The sequence below is a fragment of the Flavobacterium hydatis genome (assembly GCF_000737695.1).
Taxonomy (GTDB): domain Bacteria; phylum Bacteroidota; class Bacteroidia; order Flavobacteriales; family Flavobacteriaceae; genus Flavobacterium; species Flavobacterium hydatis.
The window spans coordinates 1-21,662 of record NZ_JPRM01000056.1; the positions used below are offsets into that span (position 1 = coordinate 1).

Genomic DNA, 21,662 nt, shown 5'->3' on the forward strand with positions numbered 1-21,662 from the left:
CTCTTTATATAATTATAATAAAAACACTTTAATGTATCTATCATAAAATGAAAAATGATTAGATTTAAATAATCAACACTCTCCTATCTCTGATTTTAATAACTTTGTTATCATTACACAACTTAAAAAATACCAAGATGCAAACTGATAGTTTATTAAAACAAGTAAATTTCATAAAAGAGATTGATAAAGTAAAATACATTCAGCGTAAGACTAAATTATTCAACAGCGACAGAAACGAAAATGACGCTGAACATAGCTGGCATTTGGCAATGATGACAATTGTATTAGCCGAACATTCGAATGTGCCTATTGATGTTCTTAAAGTTCTTAAAATGGTTTTGATACACGACATTGTAGAGATTGATGCTGGTGATACTTTTATTTATGATACTGTAAAAAGTCACGATAATACCGATGAAGAACGTATTGCAGCTGAGCGAATTTTTGGGCTTTTGCCAAAAGAACAAGCTCAAGAGTTTATTGCAATTTGGGAAGAATTTGAAGCTGGATTAACTAATGAAGCCAAATTTGCAAAATCGATGGATCGATTCGAACCTCTTTTGCAAAACACATCCAATAACGGAGGAACCTGGAAGGAGTTTAATGTAGATTATGAGAAAGTCTACGATAAGAAAAAAGTCATTAAAGAAGGTTCTGATACAATCTGGAATTATGCCGAGGATTTAATTAACGAAAGTGTCGAAAAAGGAATTCTTACGAAAAAGAAAAATTAAGTTTTGTCTTGGTGATACATTAAAAGTTTTTTTACCATTAAGAGATTAAGGAAGATTAAGCTTTGTTTTAATGAAGTTTAATCTCTTATTTTTTTGCCATAGCGAGATAAACTTTGTGTTCTTTGCGTAGCCCTTTTCGAACTCTGCGGTTAATTCAAAGAAGGTACAGAGGGTCATAGTTACAAAGGTTCAAAGGTTGAAAACTTTGCGGTCTTTGTGTAAATCTTAGCCAACTCTGCGGTTAATTCCCCACACAAATTAAAGAATTAAACGGATTTTAAACCTTTGCAAAATTTGCGGTTAATCCCCTATTTCTCCCTCATAAAATCAATAAAATTAACCTGCTTACTATTTGTCTAAAATAAAATAAGCGGGTTCTTTTAGCCCATTTTCGGTTATTTATCCTTAAATTGCGAAAATATCTATCACGTTTTTAGTCAAAAATTTCATTTGCTCATTTACCAAATGTTATTTTACCTATCAGGAATCAGACTAAAAAATCATATCAATTTGCAATTCATATTGCATCTTTTGCCTTATCGAAAAAATTTCATCACAAGGCTCAAATAATCTAAAAGAATAACAAAATGGAATTCAAAATAATTACTCCTGAACAAGGAGAGGATAAAACATTTACTAATGAATTAATCGCTAAATTTCTGCATACACATCTGGAACAATATGGCGATACAATCGAAGATATCCTCAAAGCTATCGCATACACAATGAATCCTGCAAAAGGCGGAAAAATTGTCCTCGCTTTAGAAGAGGAAAATATTGTAGGAGCGTGTGTCTTAAACAATACAGGAATGAAAGATTATATTCCCGAAAACATATTGGTATATATCGCAGTCGACAAAAGCCAAAGAGGAAAAGGTTACGGAAAGAAACTAATGCAAAAAGTAATAGATGTTGCCGAAGGAAATATTGCCTTACATGTTGAGCCAGACAATCCAGCCAAAATTCTATACGAGAAACTAGGTTTTACAAATAAATACCTAGAAATGCGTTTGATTAAATAAACCTCAACTCGCTAAATAAACGAAATTCATACTTTTTTTAACACATAGAAACATAGATTTCAAGTATTCAATAAGAAATCAACAAGAAATATATTTCTTTCACATAGTATAGCTATCTGCATTATAAACAAGTGAAACGTCTTTTTTTAGTTAAAAAATTCTATGTTTCTATGTGTTAAAAACGATTACAACTAGCGCTTTAAGTTTTACTATTAATTCAAATAAAAAAGAAAAGAACGCAATGGCATTCATCAAATTATACCGCAAAAAACTAGAGGAGAATTATACTTTTCTAAACAACATTTTCATTTCCAAAAATATAAAATGGGGTGTTGTATCAAAGCTTTTGTGCGGTAACAAAATATACCTCAAGGAAATAATTGCTTTGGGCGTTACCGAAATTCATGATTCACGAGTTAGTAACCTAAGAAAAATTAAAGCATTAGATCCAAACATTCAAACCGTATATATTAAACCTCCCGCAAAACGTAGTATCGCAAGTATTGTAAAATATGCCGATGTTAGTTTTAACACCGAGATTTATACGATACAAATGCTTTCCACCGAAGCGCAGAAACAAAATAAAATCCATAAAATCATTATTATGATTGAAATGGGCGACTTACGTGAAGGTGTGATGGGCGAAGATTTAGTTGAATTTTACGGTAAGGTTTTAAGTCTACCTAATATCGAAATTCTTGGTATTGGTACAAACCTTAATTGCTTAAGTGGCGTAATGCCAACACAAGATAAACTGATTCAGTTAAGTTTATACAAACAACTTATCGAGGCCAAATTTAATATTAGTATTCCGTGGGTTTCGGGTGGAACTTCAGTCGCATTGCCTCTAATTATAAAGAATGCAAGACCAATGGAGGTTAACCATTTTAGGATTGGCGAAGCATTATTTTTTGGAAAAGATTTGTTTACGGGAGAAACTATCGAAGGTATGCACAACGATGTTTTCAAGCTTTATACAGAGATTATCGAAATAACCGAGAAACCAGATATTCCAACAGGAGAATTAGGCGAAAATGTAGCAGGAAATACTTTTTCTATGAATGATACCGAAGATTTTGGCGGTACTTCGTTACGCGCAATTCTAGATATTGGTTTACTAGATATGCAACCGCAATATTTAGAATCTGATGATGCCGAAATAACCATTGTCGATGCCAGTTCGGATATGCTGGTAATAGATATTTCTAAGTCTAAAAAGAAATACAAAATTGGTGATTTAGTATCATTTACCATTAAATACATGGGTGCATTATACCTCTTAAACTCCGATTATATCGAGAAAACTATAGAGTAGATTGTTCTTTTTTAAAATAATTTATAATAAAAATATACATTCAGAATCAAATCATTTAATCACATTATACTATCCATAAATAATATGATTCTATAATATGTTGCTAAATATCTGTAGACAAATACTTTAATTTACTTTTAAAAATTAAATATAATTTTAGCAAGATAATATGAAAAACTTTGACACTGAAACAATCCATTTTATTGAGAACAACAACCTTATTGGCATAAAAGCTGGAAATGAAAGACCAAATTTTCTTAATATATGGATGGTCACTATTGATAATAGAATATTTGCAAGATCATGGGGTTTTGCTGAAAAAAGTTGGTACAACACATTCCTGAAAGATGCTGGAGGAGAAATAAAATGTGGAGAAAGAGTTATTAAAATATCTGCTGTTATACCACAAGATATTAAGTTACTCAACAAAAAAATAAACGAAGCCTACTTAAAAAAATATGACTCAGGTAGTAATTCTTATTACGCACACGGAATAATTAAAGAGGAACATATTGCTAAAACTATGGAATTTATAGCTTTCTAAATCACCATTCAATTCGATTATCTAGATTATAAAAAAGTTAACCATATAAAAAATATAAGCTCATTTAAGTTTTACACTAATTAGCGTACTTATGTTTACTTACATTTCTTATATGGTTAAAATAATTTCGCAGAATCAAATAATTCTTTTGAGCGTACTTTTATTTTGCAGCCCAGATTTCGATTTCTAATTTAATTTCTGGTAATCCCAATGCCGAAATATATCCTACGGTCATTGATGGATATACTTCTCCAAAAAATGCATTCCACACTCCATAAAAAGCATCCCAATCTATTTCTTGTGTTGCCCAGATATTTACTTTTATAACATCGTCGGCTACTAATTCCTGACTATCTAGAACAGCTTTTATATTCTGAAAAGTATTCGCTACTTGTTCGTTAAAATTATCTGGTAAATCTCCTTCTTTGCTTGTACCTATTTGACCAGAAAAAGTATAAATATCTGCATTACCAGATATCTTCGTAACATGAGAATAATTACCAACTGGCGCTGATAATGTACTTGGATTTGATCTTGTTACTGCTTTTATCTTATTGTTTTCGTTCATTTTTGTTTCTAATAATTATTAAATTTTGACAACTTTTATTTCTCAAATAATTTCGAGCTTAACAAATTTAAAAGATGCGATTATAAATCTACTTCCAATTTTGAAATATTTAACTTGTTACATTGCCATAAAAATCAATACTTCCCGCTGATTTATTATTAATAAAAAAGTCATTTTCATTATAATAACTTCAATAATAAATAATAAAAAGAGACTAACTTATTATTTATAAATGATTTGCAATAAAATTATATATTAGCAATGATTTTTATTGCAGAAAACTTTAACGAAACCTAAATAACAATGAAAATTATAACTTGGAATTGTAATATGGCTTTCCGAAAAAAAGTTGAATTCATTTTAGCATATAACCCAGACATTTTAATAATTCCGGAATGTGAAAATCCTGAAAAATTAAATTTCACGACTGAACATCTAATACCAACAGATAGTATATGGTATGGAAAAAATCAACATAAAGGACTTGGAATCTTTTCTTATAGTGAATACAAATTCAAATTACTAGAATGTCATAATTCAGATTTCAAAAATATTTTGCCAATATCCGTTACAGGTGGAAAAGTAGATTTTATTTTGTTCGCCATTTGGGCCAATAATCCTGAAGATAAAGATGGGCAATATGTTACTCAGGTATGGAAAGCAATAAATTATTACGAAGAGCTTTTATCCGAAAGCAAAATTATTTTAATAGGTGATTTCAATAGCAATACAATTTGGGATAAACCACGTCGCATAGGAAATCACTCTACAGTTGTAAACAAGTTGGAATCCAAAAATATTTTTAGCACTTATCATAAATTCCATAACCAAATACAAGGAAAAGAAGACCATCCCACTTTATACTTATATCGTCATGAAAACAAACCTTATCATGTAGATTATTGCTTCGCTTCATCCTATTTTATAAGCATCTTAAAAAATGTAGAAATTGGAACTTACAAAGATTGGTCAAAATATAGTGACCACAAACCTTTAATCATTGAATTTGCTTTTTAATTCTTATATTCGTTTGGCAAAAACCATCACAATTAACTATAAATCAATCACTATCAAATCAAAAAACAAAAAACATTATTAATTAATCTCCCCTGAGTAATTATGAACAAACCACTTAAATCTTCAAAAAACAAGTTTATCTTTTTTCTAATCCTATCCTTTACTTTCGTAGTAAATGTAAGCGGTCAACAAAAAACAATAACAGAGAAATTTAAAAAAGAAACCGTTTTAAAAATGGATTCTCTATTGCAAAAAAATTACATATTCCCTGATAAAGCCAAATTAATTGGGAACCATTTAAAAAACGCCTATAAAGAAGGTAAATTCAAGAAATATGATTTATTAGATTCTTTTGCAGTAGCATTAACAAAAGAAGTTAGATTTATTAATAATGACAAGCATCTTGGAATCTGGCCTAAATTTATCCCTCCTGTTGATGAGAAAAAAGAGGTAGATAAAGATTCTTATGAAATTTATCTGCATAATTATACCGAAAATCGCAAACGCGCAAATGGTTTTAGAGAAGTCAAACTAATTGATAGTAATGTCGGATATATTAAATACAATAATTTCATACACGAAACTGACCAAACAATTGATTCTTACATGTACTTGTTAGAAAATGCCGATGCTATTATTATTGATTTAAGAGGCAATGGCGGTGGTAGCCCAAAAACTGTTCAATATTTTTGCAGTTATTTTTTTAAAGACCCAATACTGTTAAACACTTTATATTTTAGGAAAGATAACTATACCGAGGAATTTTGGGTAAAAGAGGTAAAAGGCAAGAAAATGGTCGATGTTCCTTTGTTTATTATTACTAGTCCAAAAACTTTTTCGGGAGCTGAAGAGTTTAGCTACAATATGCAAACCCAGAAAAGAGCAACAATAATTGGTGAAACAACTGGTGGCGGAGCTAATCCTGGAGAGGTTTTCGATATTAACAATCGGTTAGAAATGTTTGTTCCTAACGGAACAGGAATAAACCCAATAACAAAGACAAACTGGGAAGGTGTTGGTGTAATTCCAGAGTATAAAACAACTCCCGATATGGCTTATGATAAAGCGGTGGAATTGGCACAAAAAACAGCATTTGATTATAGAAATAAAAAAGCTGCTGAATCTAAAAATCTTTATCTGGAACTACAGGCAACAATTAATCAACAAACAAAACCTGTTAACGAAACTGATTTGGCTAAAATGGATCAGCAAATTTTTAATGTTGTAAAAAATTTAGCAGGGTCTAATTTATACAAAGAGGATGATATCGATGCATTAGCTTCTCAATACACAAAAAACAAACCTTTTATTGCCGAATCTATCTTAAAGAGCAATTCTGAGTTGCATCCTAAATCGCCAATTGCTTTTTTAAAATATGGTGATGTTCTTGAACAAAACGGAAAGAAGAATAATGCTATAGTAGCTCTAAAAAAAGCCGTAGAAATTGCTACAGAAATTAAAGCTCCTTATCTTGATGGATTAAAAAATCGCTATGAAAGCGTCTTAAAAGGAAAATAATTTTTACCACATAATTTAAATCATACAAACAGGGAATTATAGAATAATGCAAATTATTTTATAATTCCCTGTTTTAATTTCGTCGGCAAAATCATCAATTATTCCCTTTCTTCTGCATGTTTCAATAAATAAAATTAATTTCAATCATAAAACTTGCTTAAATATTAATATTTGCTATTTTTATGAAAAATTAGTCTATTTATCTATGAAAAAAGCCTTACTATTACTTTTTTTGAGCACTTTTTTAACAAAAACGTACGCTCAAGATTATTTCCCGAATAATGAAAGCATTCACAACAAAAACAATAATTATACGGTTTTTACTAATGCAACAATTTATGTTACTCCAACACAAAAAATCGAGAAAGGTACTTTACTTATTCAAGACGGAAAAGTAGTTGGTGCAGGAAACAATATCACTATTCCTAAAAATAGTATTACGATTAATCTGGAAGGAAAAACAATTTATCCTTCTTTTATAGATATCTACACCGCTTTTGGGGTCGAAAAACCAAAAAATAATCCAGGAGGACGTAACCCTTTGTACGATACCAAAAGAGCTGGATATTACTGGAATGAAAGTATTCGCTCGGAAGTAAACGCCTACGAAAGTTTTAAATATGATCAGCCTAAAGCCGAAGAATTATTAAAAGCAGGTTTTGGAGTTGTTGGAACTCATATTCCAGACGGGATTGCTCGCGGAACTGGTGTTTTAATTGCTTTAAACAATAACGAAAATAGTACTCGAATTCTGTCTAGCAAAGCAACAAATCATTTTGCTTTTACGAGAAGCGCCACAACTAATCAGTCTTATCCAAGTTCTTTAATGGGAATGATGGCTTTACTACGTCAAATGTATTTGGATCTGGATTGGTATAAAAAAGGTAATTCGACTACCAAAGATTTATCATTAGAAGCCTTGGCTAGTAACGAAAAATTGACACAAATATTTACGACAGAAGATAAACTAAACAGTTTGAGAGCAGCCAAAATTGCCAAAGAATTTGGATTAAATTATGTTTTGAAAGGTTCTGGAAATGAGTTTGAAAGAATTGAAGAAATCAAAAAGACAAATGCTTCATTTATTATCCCAATAAATTTTCCTGAAGCGTATGATGTTTCAAATCCGTACCAATCAAATCAATTAGAATTAGCCGATTTACGTTTTTGGAATCAAGCGCCAACTAACTTAAAAGTTCTTTCGGATAACGGAATTGTTTTTGCTTTGACAACTGACAAATTAAAGAAAACCGAAGATTTTAGAACCAATTTAATAAAAGCAATTAAATATGGTTTTGATAAAACAAAAGCTCTGGAAGCATTAACAACTATTCCAGCCAGCATATTAGGAAAAAGCAATGAAATAGGAACTTTAAAAAATGGTAGTTATGCCAATTTTGTAATTACATCTGGCGAAATATTTGATGAGAAAACTGTTTTATACGAAAACTGGGTTCAGGGAAGCAAGTATATTGTAAACGATGTTAATACAAAAGATATTCGTGGAAATTATGATTTAACAATTGACACAAACACATATAAATGGAAAATTGACGGAACTGTTACTGCTCCAAAATCGGAGGTTACAACTGCCGATGCAAAAAAAGCAAATGCTACATTTTCGGTTTCTAACAATTGGGTTTCGTTATTAATTAAGTCTAATGATACGACTAAAACCGCTTACACACGATTAACAGGACTTATAGAAAACACTCAAAAACTTTCTGGAAAAGCAGTTTTATCTGATGGTAATGAAGTACAATGGACAGCTGTAAAAACTTCGCCTTTTGTAGCTGTGAAAGATTCTGTAAAACCAGAAAAACTAAACCCGATAATGCCAGTTACTTTCCCAAACACAGCTTTTGGAAATTCTAAAAAATTAACGGCACAGACTTTATTATTAAAAAACGCTACTGTTTGGACTAATGAAAAGGAAGGAATTCTTGAAGAAACTGATGTCTTAATTAAGAACGGAAAAATAGCTGCAATAGGAAAAAATTTATCTGATGCATCGGCAACTGTTATTGATGCTAAAGGAAAACATCTTACTAGCGGAATTATAGATGAACATTCTCATATCGCTATATCCAATGGTGTAAATGAAGGAGGTCATAACTCTAGTGCCGAAGTAACTATAGAAGATGTTGTAAATCCTGAGGATATAAATATTTACAGGGATTTGGCCGGTGGAGTTACGATCTCTCAATTACTACATGGTTCTGCAAATCCTATTGGCGGACGTTCGGCAATTGTAAAATGGAAATGGGGACAACCTGCAGAAGAAATGTTATACAAAAATCAGCCTAAGTTTATCAAATTTGCTCTAGGCGAAAACGTAAAACAATCTAATTGGGGAATCAATAATCCTACTCGTTTCCCTCAGACAAGAATGGGTGTAGAACAAGTTTTTACAGATTATTTCCAACGTGCAAAGGAATATGATGCAACTTGGAAAAAATACAACTCGGGTTCTAAAAAAGAAAAAGCTCCAAGAGTAGATTTAGAATTACAAACAATTGCCGAAATCATAAACAAAGAACGTTTTATTACTTGCCACTCTTATATAGAATCGGAGATTTTGATGTTGATGAATGTTACTGAAAAATTCAATTTTAGAGTAAATACTTTCACGCATATTCTAGAAGGTTATAAAGTAGCCGATAAGATGAAAGAACACGGTGTGGGAGCTTCTACTTTTTCTGATTGGTGGGCATATAAATTTGAGGTAAACGATGCTATTCCTTTTAATGGGCCTATTATGCATAACGAAGGAATTGTAGTTGCATATAACTCTGATGATGCCGAAATGTCTAGAAGATTAAATCAGGAAGCTGCCAAAGCAGTAAAATATGGTAATATATCTGAAGAAGATGCTTGGAAATTTGTTACGCTCAATCCTGCAAAATTATTACACATAGATGATAAAGTAGGAAGTGTAAAAATAGGAAAAGATGCCGATGTTGTATTATGGAGTACCAACCCTTTATCTATTTATGCTAAAGCTGAAAAAACAATTATTGAAGGCGTAGTATATTATGACATCTCTAAAGAAACGGAACAAGAATTGGCTATAACTAAAGAAAGAAGTGAACTTATTAGCCAATTGCTACAAGAAAAAAATAAAGGAGCAAGTACGCAAGAGCCTAAAAAGAAAGAGAAAAAAGAATATCACTGTGATACTTTAGAGCAATAAAACCAAAGATTCACAAATAGAAAATAAAGAACTTATGATAAGCAAAAACATATATATTTTACTATTGGCATTTTGCATACCAATACATATAATAGCACAAGAAACACCTGCACCAAAACAAACAAAATCGGTTTTAATACTAAATGCTACCGCACATTTAGGTAACGGAACGGTGATTGAGAATAGTGCTATCGGGTTTAAAGACGGAAAAATAACATTAGTTGCCGATTCTAAAACAATCAGATTGGCAGCAAACGCTTACGATACTACGATAGATGCAAGCGGAAAACACGTATATCCAGGATTTATTGCTCCAAACTCAACATTAGGACTTGTAGAGATTGATGCCGTAAAACCATCTGATGATCAAGAAGAAATAGGAGATTATAATCCTAATGTAAGAAGTATTGTTGCCTATAATGCTAATTCTAAAGTTATTGAAACTTTACGCCCTAACGGAATTTTGATTGCTCAAATTACACCTCGTGGTGGGAGAATTTCGGGAACCTCATCTATAGTACAATTAGATTCTTGGAGCTGGCAAGATGCCTTGATAAAAGAAAATGACGGAATTCATCTTAATTTCCCTCCTAGTTTTAAAAGAAGTGGCTCTTGGTTTGAGCCAGGTCCTATCGAAGCTAATAAAGATTATGCCAAACAAATTGAAGAAATCAATGCTTTTTTAATTAATTCGAAAGCTTATTTTGGAGCACCTTCTAAAGAAAGAAACTTAATCTTTGAATCTACAAAAGGTCTTTTTGATGGAACTCAAACTTTGTTTATTCATGCCGATGAAGAAAAACAAATCATTGATGCGATACAATTAACTCGCGATAACGGAATAAAAAAAGTAGTTCTTGTAGGCGGATATGAAGCTTATAAAATTGCTGATTTGTTACAAAAAAACAATATCGGAGTACTATTAAGGCGCGTACATGATATGCCACAAAGCGATGACCAAGATGTTAATTTGCCTTATAAAATGGCAAAAATATTAACCGACAAAGGTATTGTTGTAGGTCTTGAAAACAGTGGAGAAATGGAACGTATGAGCACAAGAAACTTACCATTCTTAGCAGGAACCTGTGCTGCTTTTGGTCTGAATAAAGAACAAGCGTTGCAGTTAATAACATCTAATACCGCAAAATTATTAAGCATAGATGAGCTTTGTGGAACTCTGGAAACGGGAAAAGATGCTACTTTATTCATATCCGAAGGTGATGCACTGGATATGAGAACTAACAAACTTACCAATGCTTTTATACAAGGAAGAATGATTAGTTTGGAAACACATCAGACTAAATTGAATAAAAAATACAAAGAGAAATACAATCAAAAATAAACGCACTATAAAATTATACTGATACTATAAATTATTTATAGCAAAACCAAAAAGACCTAAATGAGCAATTCATTTAGGTCTTTTTTTATTAAATACATTTTATAAAATACTTAGATGCTACAATCAATAAATTACTTATCACGTCATAAAACAAAACTTACAATTTTGATTAAATCGTAAACAACAAACTCAGCATAAATAAAAATTAGTCATTTACAAAAACCAATTTTAGCATATTTTTTAATTATTACCCATAAAATTATAGGGGTCAAAATACAAATTCAATAAAAATCAAACACTAAATATCATTTTTTTAAGGGGTATTAAATCATTTTATATTTTTATTTAAAATTTAAAACTAACCAACTATGCGAAAAATTATTTTAACGGTGATTCTTATCACGATTTTGGTATTAACCTTCCTCTCTAATTTTATCTTGTCTGATAACCCAAATCCTACCGAAACTGTAAAGTTTGATACTGGCGATACTGCCTGGATGATTGTTGCAACAGCTTTTGTATTACTAATGACTCCCGGCTTAGGTTTCTTTTACGGAGGTATGGTTGGCAAGAAAAACGTAATTAGTACCATGCTACAAAGTTTTATGGCAATGGTAATAGTAACAATATTATGGGTTGTTGTTGCCTTCGGGTTAGCCTTTGGTCCATCGATAAAAGGAATTATAGGCGATCCAACTTCAAATTTATTTTTTCAAGGTGTAGGCACTAACACTGCATGGAGTCTTGCTCCTACTATTCCGTTTATGCTATTTGCATTATTTCAGGCAAAATTTGCCATTATAACACCTGCACTTATAACAGGAGCATTTGCAGAGCGTGTTCGTTTTTGGGCATACTTATTATTCATGGTTTTATTCATATTATTTATATACTCTCCTTTGGCACATATGACCTGGCATCCTAAAGGTATTTTCTTTAAGATGGGCGTACTTGATTTTGCTGGAGGAACAGTCGTACACATGAGTGCAGGTTGGGCGGCATTGGCAGGAGCCATATTTTTAGGAAAAAGAAAAGTTCAAAAAGTAAATCCTGCTCGTATTACTTATGTATTACTAGGAACCGCATTATTATGGTTTGGATGGTTTGGGTTTAATGCAGGCTCAGCATTAGGAGCAAATGGTTTAGCAGTACAAGCCTTAGGAACAACAACAGTTGCCGCAGCTGCTGCAGCAATGGCTTGGGTATTTCTTGATAAAATTTTAGGACATAAATTATCGGCGCTTGGTGCTTGTATTGGAGCTGTTGTAGGCCTTGTTGCTATTACACCTGCAGCTGGATTCGTAAGTATTCCTCACGCAATCTTTATAGGTGCATTTGCCGCTATTGTGAGTAATCTTGTTGTAGGCAAATTTCCTAAAGGAAAAATTGATGATGCATTAGATGTTTTTGCCTGTCACGGTGTAGGTGGTATGGTAGGAATGTTACTAACAGGTGTTTTTGCATCTAAAGCTATCAATCCAGCAGTTGGAGATAATCAAGGGCTTATTTTTGGAACCTCAACATTATTTACAAACCAATTAATAGCAATGATAATCGTATCTGTTTTTGCTTTTGTAGGCTCTTATATTCTTTTCTTTATTGTTAACAAAATCACTCCACTAAGAGTAACAGAAGAAAAAGAAGAATTAGGTTTGGATATCTCTCAACACGGAGAATTTTTATAAAAAAGCCTTGAGATAAACCTCAAAGCATCTTCATATTACAAGAAACAAAAAGACCAATCTTTCGGATTGGTCTTTTTAATTATTTATTTGAAATTTGAAATTCCGTCTTTTAACCATTTCAAATATTCATCTGCTCCAACATAACTAATTGTTGGTTTTGAATTATTTAGATTCTTACCTTCTAAATCGGTTATGATATACAGAGGTTGCGTATTGGTTTTATATTTAGAAATCATAAAATCAGTCCACTTATCACCCACTGTAATAATCTTATCTCCTGCAGCTGTTACATATTGCTCATCGGCAGGTAATTCACGTTTATCATCAACATACAAAGAAATAAGCACAACATCATTTTTTAGGATTGGCAATATTCTTTCGTCAGACCAAACATTGTTTTCCATTTTTCTACAATTTACACAAGCATAACCTGTAAAATCGAGCATGATTGGTTTGTTGATTGATTTAGCAAACGCTACTCCATCTTCGTAATCATGAAAAACCATGATTCCGTGTGGTCCTAATTCAGCCCCATCAGGCAACCCTTTTTCTGAACCAAGGTTTGAACCACTTGACCCTCCTACTCCAAACGGACTTTCGCTATATTGTGGTGGCGGTGGGAAAGCACTAATTAATTTTAAAGGCGCTCCCCAAAGTCCTGGAATTAAATACACTGTAAACACAAGCGTAAGTAAACCTAAATACAATCGACCTACCGAGATATGTCCTAAAGGACTATCGTGTGGCAATGTAATTTTGCCGAATAAATATAATGTTAAAGCTCCAAAAATCGCAATCCAGATTGCTATGAAAACTTCTCTTTCTAGTAAATGTAATTGTAAAACTAAATCGGCATTAGATAAAAATTTGAATGCTAAAGCTAACTCTAAGAATCCTAAAACAACTTTTACTGTATTTAACCATCCTCCCGATTTTGGTAATGAATTTAACCATCCTGGGAACATTGCAAATAACATAAATGGTAAGGCTAATGCCAATGAAAAACCTAACATTCCTACTACTGGAGCAATTCCACCGTTTGAAGCAGCCTCAACTAATAAAGTTCCAACGATTGGTCCTGTACAAGAAAAAGATACAATTGCCAATGCCAAAGCCATGAATAATATTCCGATTAGTCCACCTCTATCTGCTTGCTGATCTGCTTTATTTGCCCAAGAATTTGGCAACATAATTTCAAAAGCTCCCAAAAATGAAGTTGCAAAAATTATTAATATAACAAAGAATATTAAGTTAAACCAAACATCTGTAGATAGTGCATTCAGAGCATCTGCACCAAATACTTTAGTAACAATAAGACCTAATATTACATAAATTGCAATAATTGAGAATCCATAAATAATAGCATTTCTAATTCCTTTTGCTCTGCTTTTGCTTTGTTTTGTAAAGAAACTAACAGTCATAGGAATCATTGGGAACACACATGGCGTAAGCAATGCTGCAAAACCAGATAAGAATGCAATAAAGAATATAGAAAATAAACTTCTTGGTGCAGCTGGTGCGGATGTGTCTGAAGTAGATGAATCTACATCAGCATTATTATTTGTTTTTTCTAAAGCTTTAGTTCCTACAATAGCCTTTGTAGTATCTACTGCCAAAGCATCTACAGGATCTACAACTACCTCATCTGCCTTAACAATAGCAGTTGCTGCAGCATCGGCATCCATTTTAAAATTAGCTGGAAGCGCGATAGAAAACTTTTTATTTAAATTGATACAAACCTCTTTACAAACCTGAAAATCGAATTCTATCTCGATTGTTTTTACGCTAGGATTTGTAATTGTTATTTCTTGTTCGATATGTGCTTTCCCTTCAAAGAAAGTTTCGTTAACCCCAAAAACATCGTTAAATGCTGTTCTGGTTTTACCTTCTTTGGCTTTACCAACTAAATTATAGTTGCCTTTTTGATTTTTAAATGAAATTTCTAGCGGAAGCGGCCCTCCATCTGGAGTAAATTGTGAATACAAATGCCAGTCTTTTTCAATAACTCCATCAAAAATCAGAACAAAATTGTTTCCAGATTTCTTTTCAATTTTAGAAGTCCATTTTACTGGCTCTAAGATTTGCGCATTTCCATTTGCAAAAGCAAAGAAGAAAAGCAACAAAAACACAATCGAATTATTCCAGATTTTTTTTGATAATAAAGCTTGCGGGTAATGGTTTGATTTCATTATTGTAATTCTATTTTAAGTATCTTGTTTGTAGTATTTTCTATTTTAAAACGCTCATCTTGTCTGATTCCTACAACCCAAACAATTTGGTTATCCGAACACAAAATCCATGTGTTTTCTTTCTCAATCAAGGATAATTTTTCATCTTTAAAAAGTTTACTTACTTTTTTAGATTTTCCATTCATTCCAAATGGATGAAAAACATCACCTTCATTCCTCTTTCGCAATAGTAAAGGAAACCTGATTTTATCGGCGTCCACAAATATAGCTTTATTTGAATCTATTGTTATGTGACCTACGTTACAAAGCTTCAATTTTAAGGGAAAATTAACTTCTTTATCGTTGATTTCTATGTAAAACTCTTCTTGCTGAATTTCGGGAATTGGACTTAAAATTAAGGTTGTTCTATCCTTCAATAATCTATATTCTGATGCAAATATTTGCTTTCCAGACTGACTCTCAACCAATTCATAAATATCATCCCAAGCCGAAAATTCATATTCTTTGAGCCATTGGTATAAGTATGATTTATAATTTGTTAATCGTTTTAACTGATTTAAATCAAAATGAATTTCATCGCCAATTTCTTTTGCAACTTGCTGGTAAATCATAATCGAAGCATCCTCGACCATAATTTGCGCTTCTTGCAAGAACTCCTGTGTTTTCTGGAAAGCGGCTAAAAAATTAGGATTTATTTCTTTTAAAACTGGAACTAAATCATGACGAATTTTATTTCGTAAATATTTATTGGATGCGTTACTACTATCCTCTCGCCATTTGATAGCATTATCTTCGGCATATTGTTTTATCTCTTCTCTCGAAAACGGTAATAACGGACGAATAAGTGATTCATTTTGCTCAGGAATCCCAATTAATCCGTCTAATCCTGTTCCTCGGCTTAAATTAATTATAAAGGTTTCTAGATTATCATCAGCATGATGTGCAGTTAAAATATAATCATAACCTTCCGTCTCTAAAAGTTCGTAGAACCAATTGTATCGTAGTTCTCGTGCTGCAACCTGTGTTGATAGCTTGTAATCTTTTGCGAAAGCTTCGGTATCAAACTGCGTGATAAAAAATTGACGTTTTAAATTATCGGCAGCTGTACTAACAAATTCCTGATCTCCAAAACTTTCTAAACCTCGCAACTGAAAATTGCAATGTGCAATTGCAAAATCATAATCTAACTGAGCAAATAAATGTGCCATAACCATACTATCCAAACCTCCGCTTGTAGCTAGCAACAATTTCTTTTTTTCGAGAAAAGGAAATGTTTGTGTGATATGATTTTTAAATTTTAGGAGCATATTTTAATTTACGTCTTTTATTGTGATTTGGTTTTATAAATCAACTGGTTAAAAATACAAAAAATAGATTTGTTTGTTATTGCAATACTTGCTGCATGGCTTTTGCCTTGAGCAAACACTCTTCGTATTCTTTTTCGGGAACCGATTGTGATGTAATGGCGCTACCAACTGAAAAGGAAACATATTCTTTTTCTTGATTGTATATAATACTTCGGATTACGACATTAAAATCAAAATCGCCCTCTGGAGTAAAATAACCTACTGCTCCACTATACAATCCTCGTTTGGTTTCTTCTAGCTTATCAATTATATTCATTACCGAAATCTTTGGTGCTCCAGTCATGCTTCCCATTGGGAAAGTTGTTTTTAATACATCAATTGGTGAATATTGAGGATCAAGCCTTGAGGTAATTGTCGAAATCATCTGATGCACTTGCAAAAATGAATAAATCTTGCATAGCTCTACGACTTCTACCGAACCTTTTTGAGCGGTATGCGATAAATCATTTCGAACCAAGTCGGTTATCATGATATTTTCAGCGCGTTCTTTTGGATCTGCTTCTAGCTGATTCTTAGAATTCTCGTCTTCTATTTTATCTTCGAATCGTTTTGACGTTCCCTTGATAGGTTGCGAAATTATCTGATCTCCTATTTTTCGAATGTATCTTTCTGGCGAAGCCGATAATAAAAACTGTTTATGATTTTTAAAGAAAACTGTTAGTGGTGCTTGCGATATTTCATTCAGTTTTTCGAACTTATCTAATGGATTTATCATTGCGTTTTCTGCATAAAATTCCATGCAAAAATTTGCTTCATAAATATCTCCACGATGAATATGTTCCAGAACCGAATTAACTTTAGAGATATAATCTTCTTTAGATATTCTTTGATTGATAAGAAGTTCTGTTTGACTTTTCTCATCTCCCTTTCGACTTTCGACAATCTCATTATAATCTTCTTCGACCTCATCATCACACATCAATAAATATTGAATTTCGAGTTGATCGCCTTTTAATAAAAATATTTTTTTAGGCTGAAAGAAAAATAAATCAGGAAATTCTAATCCATCAAAATTAGTAGATTGTAATTCTTCGATATCATTTTTTAGATCATAGGTAAGATAGCCAAAAAGCCAATCTTTGGTCGTTTGTTGGTATTGTTTTAAATCCTCGAATGCGTTATGGAAATCGGTTTTTATAGATGTAAAGGCATCGACAGCCAGCAAACAATCGAAACTTGAATATTCTTGTGGATACAAATTACTATCCATAAAAACAACTTCTCGGTGTTGTTGTGCCCAAACTAAAAGTTGCTGTTTAAAGGCCGCAGGATTTGAAATATGCTTGTGAATTGAAACTCTCAAAAAATTATTTTTTTTATCCGTCAAAATTACGACAAAAAAATTCCTTCGATAATGTTATCTCAAAAAATATTGGCACGCTTTTTATTACACCACTTTATAACCATTTTAAAAAATTGATACGATTATTGAGACAAAAGTACTTTTACCCTTTTAAAGAAAAATATCCTATTAAGTAACCTATTTATTAATTTATAATTATACCATTTACCCATGAAAACAATTGCAAAATTCGGCATGACTACAGTAGTAATCATCGCACTATTATTCTCCTGTAAAAAAGCAGATTCATACCAAGAAGATGCTGCTACAGAATCATCGACTAGTACAACCGATATCGTTTCTTCGTCGGCAGCTGTCGAAAAGAAAGATAGTAATCATAAATTTATTCGAACCGCCGATATAAAGTTTAAGGTTAAAAATGTAGCAAAATCTACTTATGCAATTGAAAACGCAACGGTAAAATTTGGAGGTTTTGTTACTTACACTAATTTACAAAGTACTGTTCTTGACGAAATTCAAACTAAAATGAGCCAAGACAGCACTTTGCAAACTACTAAATATTCGGTAATAAACGACATTACTATTCGTGTTCCTAACACTCAACTCGATACGGTTATAAAGACTATTGCCAAGCAGATAGAATTTCTGGATTACCGAGTTATCAAAGCCGATGATGTTTCTTTAAAATTGCTTTCGAACCAACTTGCTCAAAACAGAACTGCTGAAAACAATAAAAGAATTGAGAATGCTATTGACACTAAAGGCAAGAAAATAAACGATGTTATGGAAGCTGAAAATACTCTTGCAGCTCAAAAAGAACAAAACGATTCTAGTAAAATTGAAAGGCTATCTTTAAACGATCAGATAAATTTTAGTACTATTACGCTGCAATTGTACCAAAACCAATCTTTAAAACAAGAAGTAGTTCCTAGCAAAGATAATAACACTTACAAACCAAATATTGGTATCGAAATCGTTGATGCCTTAAAAAGTGGTTGGTATATATTACAAGGTATAATCGTGTTTTTCATTAATCTTTGGCCATTTCTTTTAATTGGTGCTGGTGGTTTTTTCCTTTATAGAAAATATGTTAAAAATCAGTCTAAAATATAAGAAATCATGTATTTATTTATAGCTTAAAAATCATTATATTTGATATAGCATTAAACAAATCCTAAAACAACCAATAATAACCTGTACAATTCATAATAAATTAATAATTAAGATCGTTTTTTAATTATTTAAAAGAAGATTATTTTATATCAGAAATTTTAATTTTTAACCTATAAAAATCATCTATATCATGAAAATCGCCACTATTATTATTCGAACATTAATTGGTCTTTTATTGCTTTTTGCATCAATCAGCTTTTTCTTCCACCTTATGCCGGCAGAACCTGCAGCAAACGATAACTTTAAGGCCTTTAACTCGGGACTTGTCGCTTCGACATACTTAATGCCTTTAGCAAAATCTGTAGAGCTAGTTTGCGGAATTGCTTTTGTAATTGGCCGTTATGTAACACTTGCCAACATCTTGATTTTACCTATTACTATAAACATCTTATTTATTAATTATTTCATGTCTCCTGATACCTTACCTATTGCAATTTTGTTGTTTCTAGGTAATCTATTTTTAATTTACAGATATTGGGATAACTACAAAACAGTTTTTACTGCGTAATACATTCATTGTTTTAAACGCACTACTATTTAGACGCACTGCGGTGCGTCTCTACAGAATAACTAACTGTACACTACAGTACATTCATAAAAAAACCCGACGATTAATTATTAATCGTCGGGTTTTTATTTTGGTATAATTTGCTAGTTAGACGCACTGCGTCTCTACAAACCTAAACGTTTTATACGTGTAATGCTCTGTTATCTGTTGCAGCCAATGCAGCTTCTTTTATTGCTTCTGCAAAAGTTGGATGCGCATGACTCATTCTTGAAATATCTTCAGCAGATGCTTTAAATTCCATTGCTGTTACAGCTTCTGCGATTAAATCGGCAGTACGTGCTCCAATCATGTGTACTCCAAGAACCTCATCAGTTTTAGCATCAGCAAGAATTTTTACAAATCCGTCTAAATCTCCACTTGCTCTTGCACGTCCTAATGCTTTAAAAGGAAAACTTCCTGATTTAAACTCTACTCCCGAAGTTTTTAATTGCTCTTCTGTTTGTCCTACAGCTGCAACTTCTGGCCAAGTATAAACTACTCCTGGAATTAGGTTATAATCGATATGTGGTTTTTGTCCTGCTAAGATTTCAGCAACCATTGTTCCTTCTTCTTCTGCTTTGTGTGCTAACATTGCTCCACGAACGACATCTCCAATTGCGTAGATGTTAGGTACGTTTGTTTGTAAATGGTCATTTACTTCAACTTGTCCTCTGTCTGAAATTTTTACCCCAGCTTTATCAGCATTTAATCCGTCTGTGTAAGGACGACGCCCTACAGAAACTAATGAATAATCTCCTTCTAAAGTGATTGTTTCTCCTTTTGCATTTTCAGCTTGAACTACAACTGCATCGCCGTTTCTTTCTACTGATTTTACTTTGTGAGAAACATAGAATTTCATTCCTTGTTTTTTCAATACTTTAGTTAATTCTTTAGACAATGAACCATCCATTCCTGGAATAATTCTGTCCATGAATTCTACTACCGAAACTTGCGCTCCTAAACGTAGGTAAACTTGCCCAAGCTCGATTCCGATAACTCCACCACCAATAATAACAAGGTGTTTTGGAACTTCTTTTAATGCTAATGCTTCTGTAGAAGTAATGATTCTTTCTTTATCAATTTTGATAAAAGGTAAAGACGAAGGTTTTGATCCTGTTGCAATAACAGTATATTTTGCTTCGATAGTTTCTGATGTTCCATCTTCTTTTGCAACTGCTATATGTGTAGCATCTACAAATGAACCTAGTCCATTAAAAACAGTGATTTTATTTTTATCCATTAAATAATTAATCCCACCAACAGTTTGGTCTACAACCGCTTGTTTGCGAGCAATCATTTTCTCTAAATTGATTTTTACATCTCCTGAAACTTCAATTCCGTGATCTGCAAAATGTTTGATTTCTGCATAATGGTGTGAAGATGACAATAATGCTTTTGAAGGGATACATCCTACATTTAAGCATGTTCCTCCAAGTGAATTGTACTTTTCGATTATAGCTGTTTTGAAACCTAATTGTGCGCAACGAATTGCCGAAACATATCCGCCGGGACCTGAACCTATAATGACTACGTCAAATGAACTCATAGTATTTTGATTTTTTATTTTTTAGCGATACAAAATTAAGGAATTAAGTTTTGTTTGAAGTTTAAAGTTTGAGTTTTTTCTCAGGATTTCTTGAAGTATGGAAAACTTATTGTAATAAATACATAAAAATGTTAAATTTTCTCTCAGTTTTAGCAGAAAATGCAGATTGTTGTTTTTTGAATTAAAAAAAATAATCTCGCAGAATTATTTAAATGTCTCTCGCAAAGACGCGAAGACGCAAAGTGTAGAGTAAATACTCTTAATCATCTTTTTTTCTCAAAACCTTTTCTCTCAATCTTGTCACCCTGAGGAACGAAGGGTCTCCGCGAGTAGCTCGCCAATTTATGACAAGTTTGTGTTAGTCTCTTGTGAAGACCCTTCGTTCCTCAGGGTGACAAGATTGGGGTTATAATATGGATAAACCCATATTGCGGAGACGCACTGCGGTGCGCCTCTACAGTGCGTGTCGACAATGCATCTACCATGGGCGTGTCCTTTTTGACGGGGTTTCGACTCCGCTCAACCTGACAAGATTGTGATGTTTCTCGCAAAGACGCTGAGGCGCAAAGCAAAACCTTTGAATCTTAACGCCTTCA

At 32.5% G+C, this 21,662-nt stretch carries 16 protein-coding genes; 11 read left to right on the plus strand and 5 right to left on the minus strand.

Going from position 1 to position 21,662, the window contains the following annotated elements:
• The first annotated feature begins 137 nt into the window (after window positions 1-137).
• The 4 genes from IW20_RS23670 (at window position 138) to IW20_RS23685 (ending at window position 3,618) form a co-directional block, all read left to right on the plus strand.
• Window positions 138-737, plus strand: a complete 600-nt coding sequence (locus tag IW20_RS23670; RefSeq protein WP_035628545.1) for an HD domain-containing protein — start codon at window positions 138-140, stop codon at window positions 735-737.
• Window positions 738-1,324: 587 nt separating this feature from the next.
• Window positions 1,325-1,759 carry a GNAT family N-acetyltransferase gene (locus IW20_RS23675; protein WP_035628547.1) on the plus strand — a complete coding sequence of 145 codons (435 nt, stop codon included), beginning with the start codon at window positions 1,325-1,327 and terminating at the stop codon, window positions 1,757-1,759.
• A 241-nt stretch (window positions 1,760-2,000) separates the two neighbouring features.
• Window positions 2,001-3,074 (plus strand): alanine/ornithine racemase family PLP-dependent enzyme, encoded by a 1,074-nt coding sequence (locus IW20_RS23680; RefSeq protein WP_035628569.1) that lies wholly within the window; start codon window positions 2,001-2,003, stop codon window positions 3,072-3,074.
• A gap of 169 nt (window positions 3,075-3,243) precedes the next feature.
• Window positions 3,244-3,618 (plus strand): DUF2255 family protein, encoded by a 375-nt coding sequence (locus IW20_RS23685; RefSeq protein ID WP_035628549.1) that lies wholly within the window; start codon window positions 3,244-3,246, stop codon window positions 3,616-3,618.
• A gap of 160 nt (window positions 3,619-3,778) precedes the next feature.
• On the opposite strand, the gene IW20_RS23690 is transcribed toward IW20_RS23685, so the two are convergent.
• Window positions 3,779-4,186, minus strand: a complete 408-nt coding sequence (locus tag IW20_RS23690) for a RidA family protein (RefSeq protein ID WP_035628551.1) — start codon at window positions 4,184-4,186, stop codon at window positions 3,779-3,781.
• A gap of 303 nt (window positions 4,187-4,489) precedes the next feature.
• Here IW20_RS23690 and IW20_RS23695 point away from each other — a divergent pair, with 303 nt between their 5' ends.
• From IW20_RS23695 to IW20_RS23715, 5 genes are all read left to right on the plus strand, one after another.
• Window positions 4,490-5,203: an exonuclease/endonuclease/phosphatase family protein gene (locus IW20_RS23695; protein WP_035628553.1), complete on the plus strand. Its 714-nt coding sequence runs from the start codon at window positions 4,490-4,492 to the stop codon at window positions 5,201-5,203.
• A gap of 234 nt (window positions 5,204-5,437) precedes the next feature.
• Entirely contained in the window at window positions 5,438-6,721 is a 1,284-nt protein-coding gene (locus tag IW20_RS23700; protein ID WP_165571473.1) for a S41 family peptidase, read from the plus strand.
• A gap of 205 nt (window positions 6,722-6,926) precedes the next feature.
• Complete coding sequence (locus tag IW20_RS23705) at window positions 6,927-9,914, plus strand: amidohydrolase family protein (protein ID WP_035628554.1); 2,988 nt, start codon at window positions 6,927-6,929, stop codon at window positions 9,912-9,914.
• Between the two features lie 34 nt (window positions 9,915-9,948).
• The gene (locus IW20_RS23710) at window positions 9,949-11,256 is read left to right on the plus strand and encodes an amidohydrolase family protein (protein WP_035628556.1); all 1,308 of its coding nucleotides are present in this window, start codon (window positions 9,949-9,951) and stop codon (window positions 11,254-11,256) included.
• Window positions 11,257-11,624: 368 nt separating this feature from the next.
• Window positions 11,625-12,941 (plus strand): ammonium transporter, encoded by a 1,317-nt coding sequence (locus IW20_RS23715; protein WP_035628558.1) that lies wholly within the window; start codon window positions 11,625-11,627, stop codon window positions 12,939-12,941.
• An 83-nt stretch (window positions 12,942-13,024) separates the two neighbouring features.
• Here the strand turns inward: IW20_RS23715 and IW20_RS23720 are convergent, their stop codons facing one another.
• The 3 genes from IW20_RS23720 to IW20_RS23730 all read right to left on the minus strand — a co-directional run bounded on the left by IW20_RS23720 (window position 13,025) and on the right by IW20_RS23730 (window position 17,800).
• The gene (locus tag IW20_RS23720; protein ID WP_051886154.1) at window positions 13,025-15,130 is read right to left on the minus strand and encodes a protein-disulfide reductase DsbD family protein; all 2,106 of its coding nucleotides are present in this window, start codon (window positions 15,128-15,130) and stop codon (window positions 13,025-13,027) included.
• Entirely contained in the window at window positions 15,130-16,437 is a 1,308-nt protein-coding gene (gene tilS, locus IW20_RS23725) for a tRNA lysidine(34) synthetase TilS (RefSeq protein WP_035628561.1), read from the minus strand. Before tilS ends, IW20_RS23720 begins: the two co-directional genes overlap by 1 nt.
• Window positions 16,438-16,513: 76 nt before the next feature.
• Entirely contained in the window at window positions 16,514-17,800 is a 1,287-nt protein-coding gene (locus IW20_RS23730) for an anthranilate synthase component I family protein (RefSeq protein WP_035628576.1), read from the minus strand.
• Between the two features lie 210 nt (window positions 17,801-18,010).
• Between IW20_RS23730 and IW20_RS23735 the strand changes: the two genes are divergently transcribed.
• Both IW20_RS23735 and IW20_RS23740 read left to right on the plus strand, forming a co-directional pair.
• Entirely contained in the window at window positions 18,011-18,913 is a 903-nt protein-coding gene (locus IW20_RS23735) for a DUF4349 domain-containing protein (protein WP_035628562.1), read from the plus strand.
• Window positions 18,914-19,103: 190 nt separating this feature from the next.
• Window positions 19,104-19,481: a DoxX family membrane protein gene (locus IW20_RS23740; RefSeq protein WP_035628564.1), complete on the plus strand. Its 378-nt coding sequence runs from the start codon at window positions 19,104-19,106 to the stop codon at window positions 19,479-19,481.
• A gap of 181 nt (window positions 19,482-19,662) precedes the next feature.
• Here IW20_RS23740 and lpdA read toward each other — a convergent pair whose 3' ends face one another.
• Window positions 19,663-21,066 (minus strand): dihydrolipoyl dehydrogenase, encoded by a 1,404-nt coding sequence (lpdA, locus tag IW20_RS23745; RefSeq protein ID WP_035628567.1) that lies wholly within the window; start codon window positions 21,064-21,066, stop codon window positions 19,663-19,665.
• Between the last annotated feature and the right edge of the window lie 596 nt (window positions 21,067-21,662).

Coding starts and splice junctions, on each gene's coding strand:
- IW20_RS23670 (WP_035628545.1), top strand. CDS start 138: ATGCAAACTGATAGTTTATTAAAACAAGTAAATTTCATAAAAGAGATT.
- IW20_RS23710 (WP_035628556.1), top strand. CDS start 9,949: ATGATAAGCAAAAACATATATATTTTACTATTGGCATTTTGCATACCA.
- tilS (WP_035628561.1), bottom strand. CDS start 16,437: ATGCTCCTAAAATTTAAAAATCATATCACACAAACATTTCCTTTTCTC.
- IW20_RS23675 (WP_035628547.1), top strand. CDS start 1,325: ATGGAATTCAAAATAATTACTCCTGAACAAGGAGAGGATAAAACATTT.
- IW20_RS23695 (WP_035628553.1), top strand. CDS start 4,490: ATGAAAATTATAACTTGGAATTGTAATATGGCTTTCCGAAAAAAAGTT.
- IW20_RS23680 (WP_035628569.1), top strand. CDS start 2,001: ATGGCATTCATCAAATTATACCGCAAAAAACTAGAGGAGAATTATACT.
- IW20_RS23685 (WP_035628549.1), top strand. CDS start 3,244: ATGAAAAACTTTGACACTGAAACAATCCATTTTATTGAGAACAACAAC.
- IW20_RS23700 (WP_165571473.1), top strand. CDS start 5,438: ATGGATTCTCTATTGCAAAAAAATTACATATTCCCTGATAAAGCCAAA.
- IW20_RS23720 (WP_051886154.1), bottom strand. CDS start 15,130: ATGAAATCAAACCATTACCCGCAAGCTTTATTATCAAAAAAAATCTGG.
- IW20_RS23740 (WP_035628564.1), top strand. CDS start 19,104: ATGAAAATCGCCACTATTATTATTCGAACATTAATTGGTCTTTTATTG.
- IW20_RS23735 (WP_035628562.1), top strand. CDS start 18,011: ATGAAAACAATTGCAAAATTCGGCATGACTACAGTAGTAATCATCGCA.
- IW20_RS23705 (WP_035628554.1), top strand. CDS start 6,927: ATGAAAAAAGCCTTACTATTACTTTTTTTGAGCACTTTTTTAACAAAA.
- lpdA (WP_035628567.1), bottom strand. CDS start 21,066: ATGAGTTCATTTGACGTAGTCATTATAGGTTCAGGTCCCGGCGGATAT.
- IW20_RS23715 (WP_035628558.1), top strand. CDS start 11,625: ATGCGAAAAATTATTTTAACGGTGATTCTTATCACGATTTTGGTATTA.
- IW20_RS23690 (WP_035628551.1), bottom strand. CDS start 4,186: ATGAACGAAAACAATAAGATAAAAGCAGTAACAAGATCAAATCCAAGT.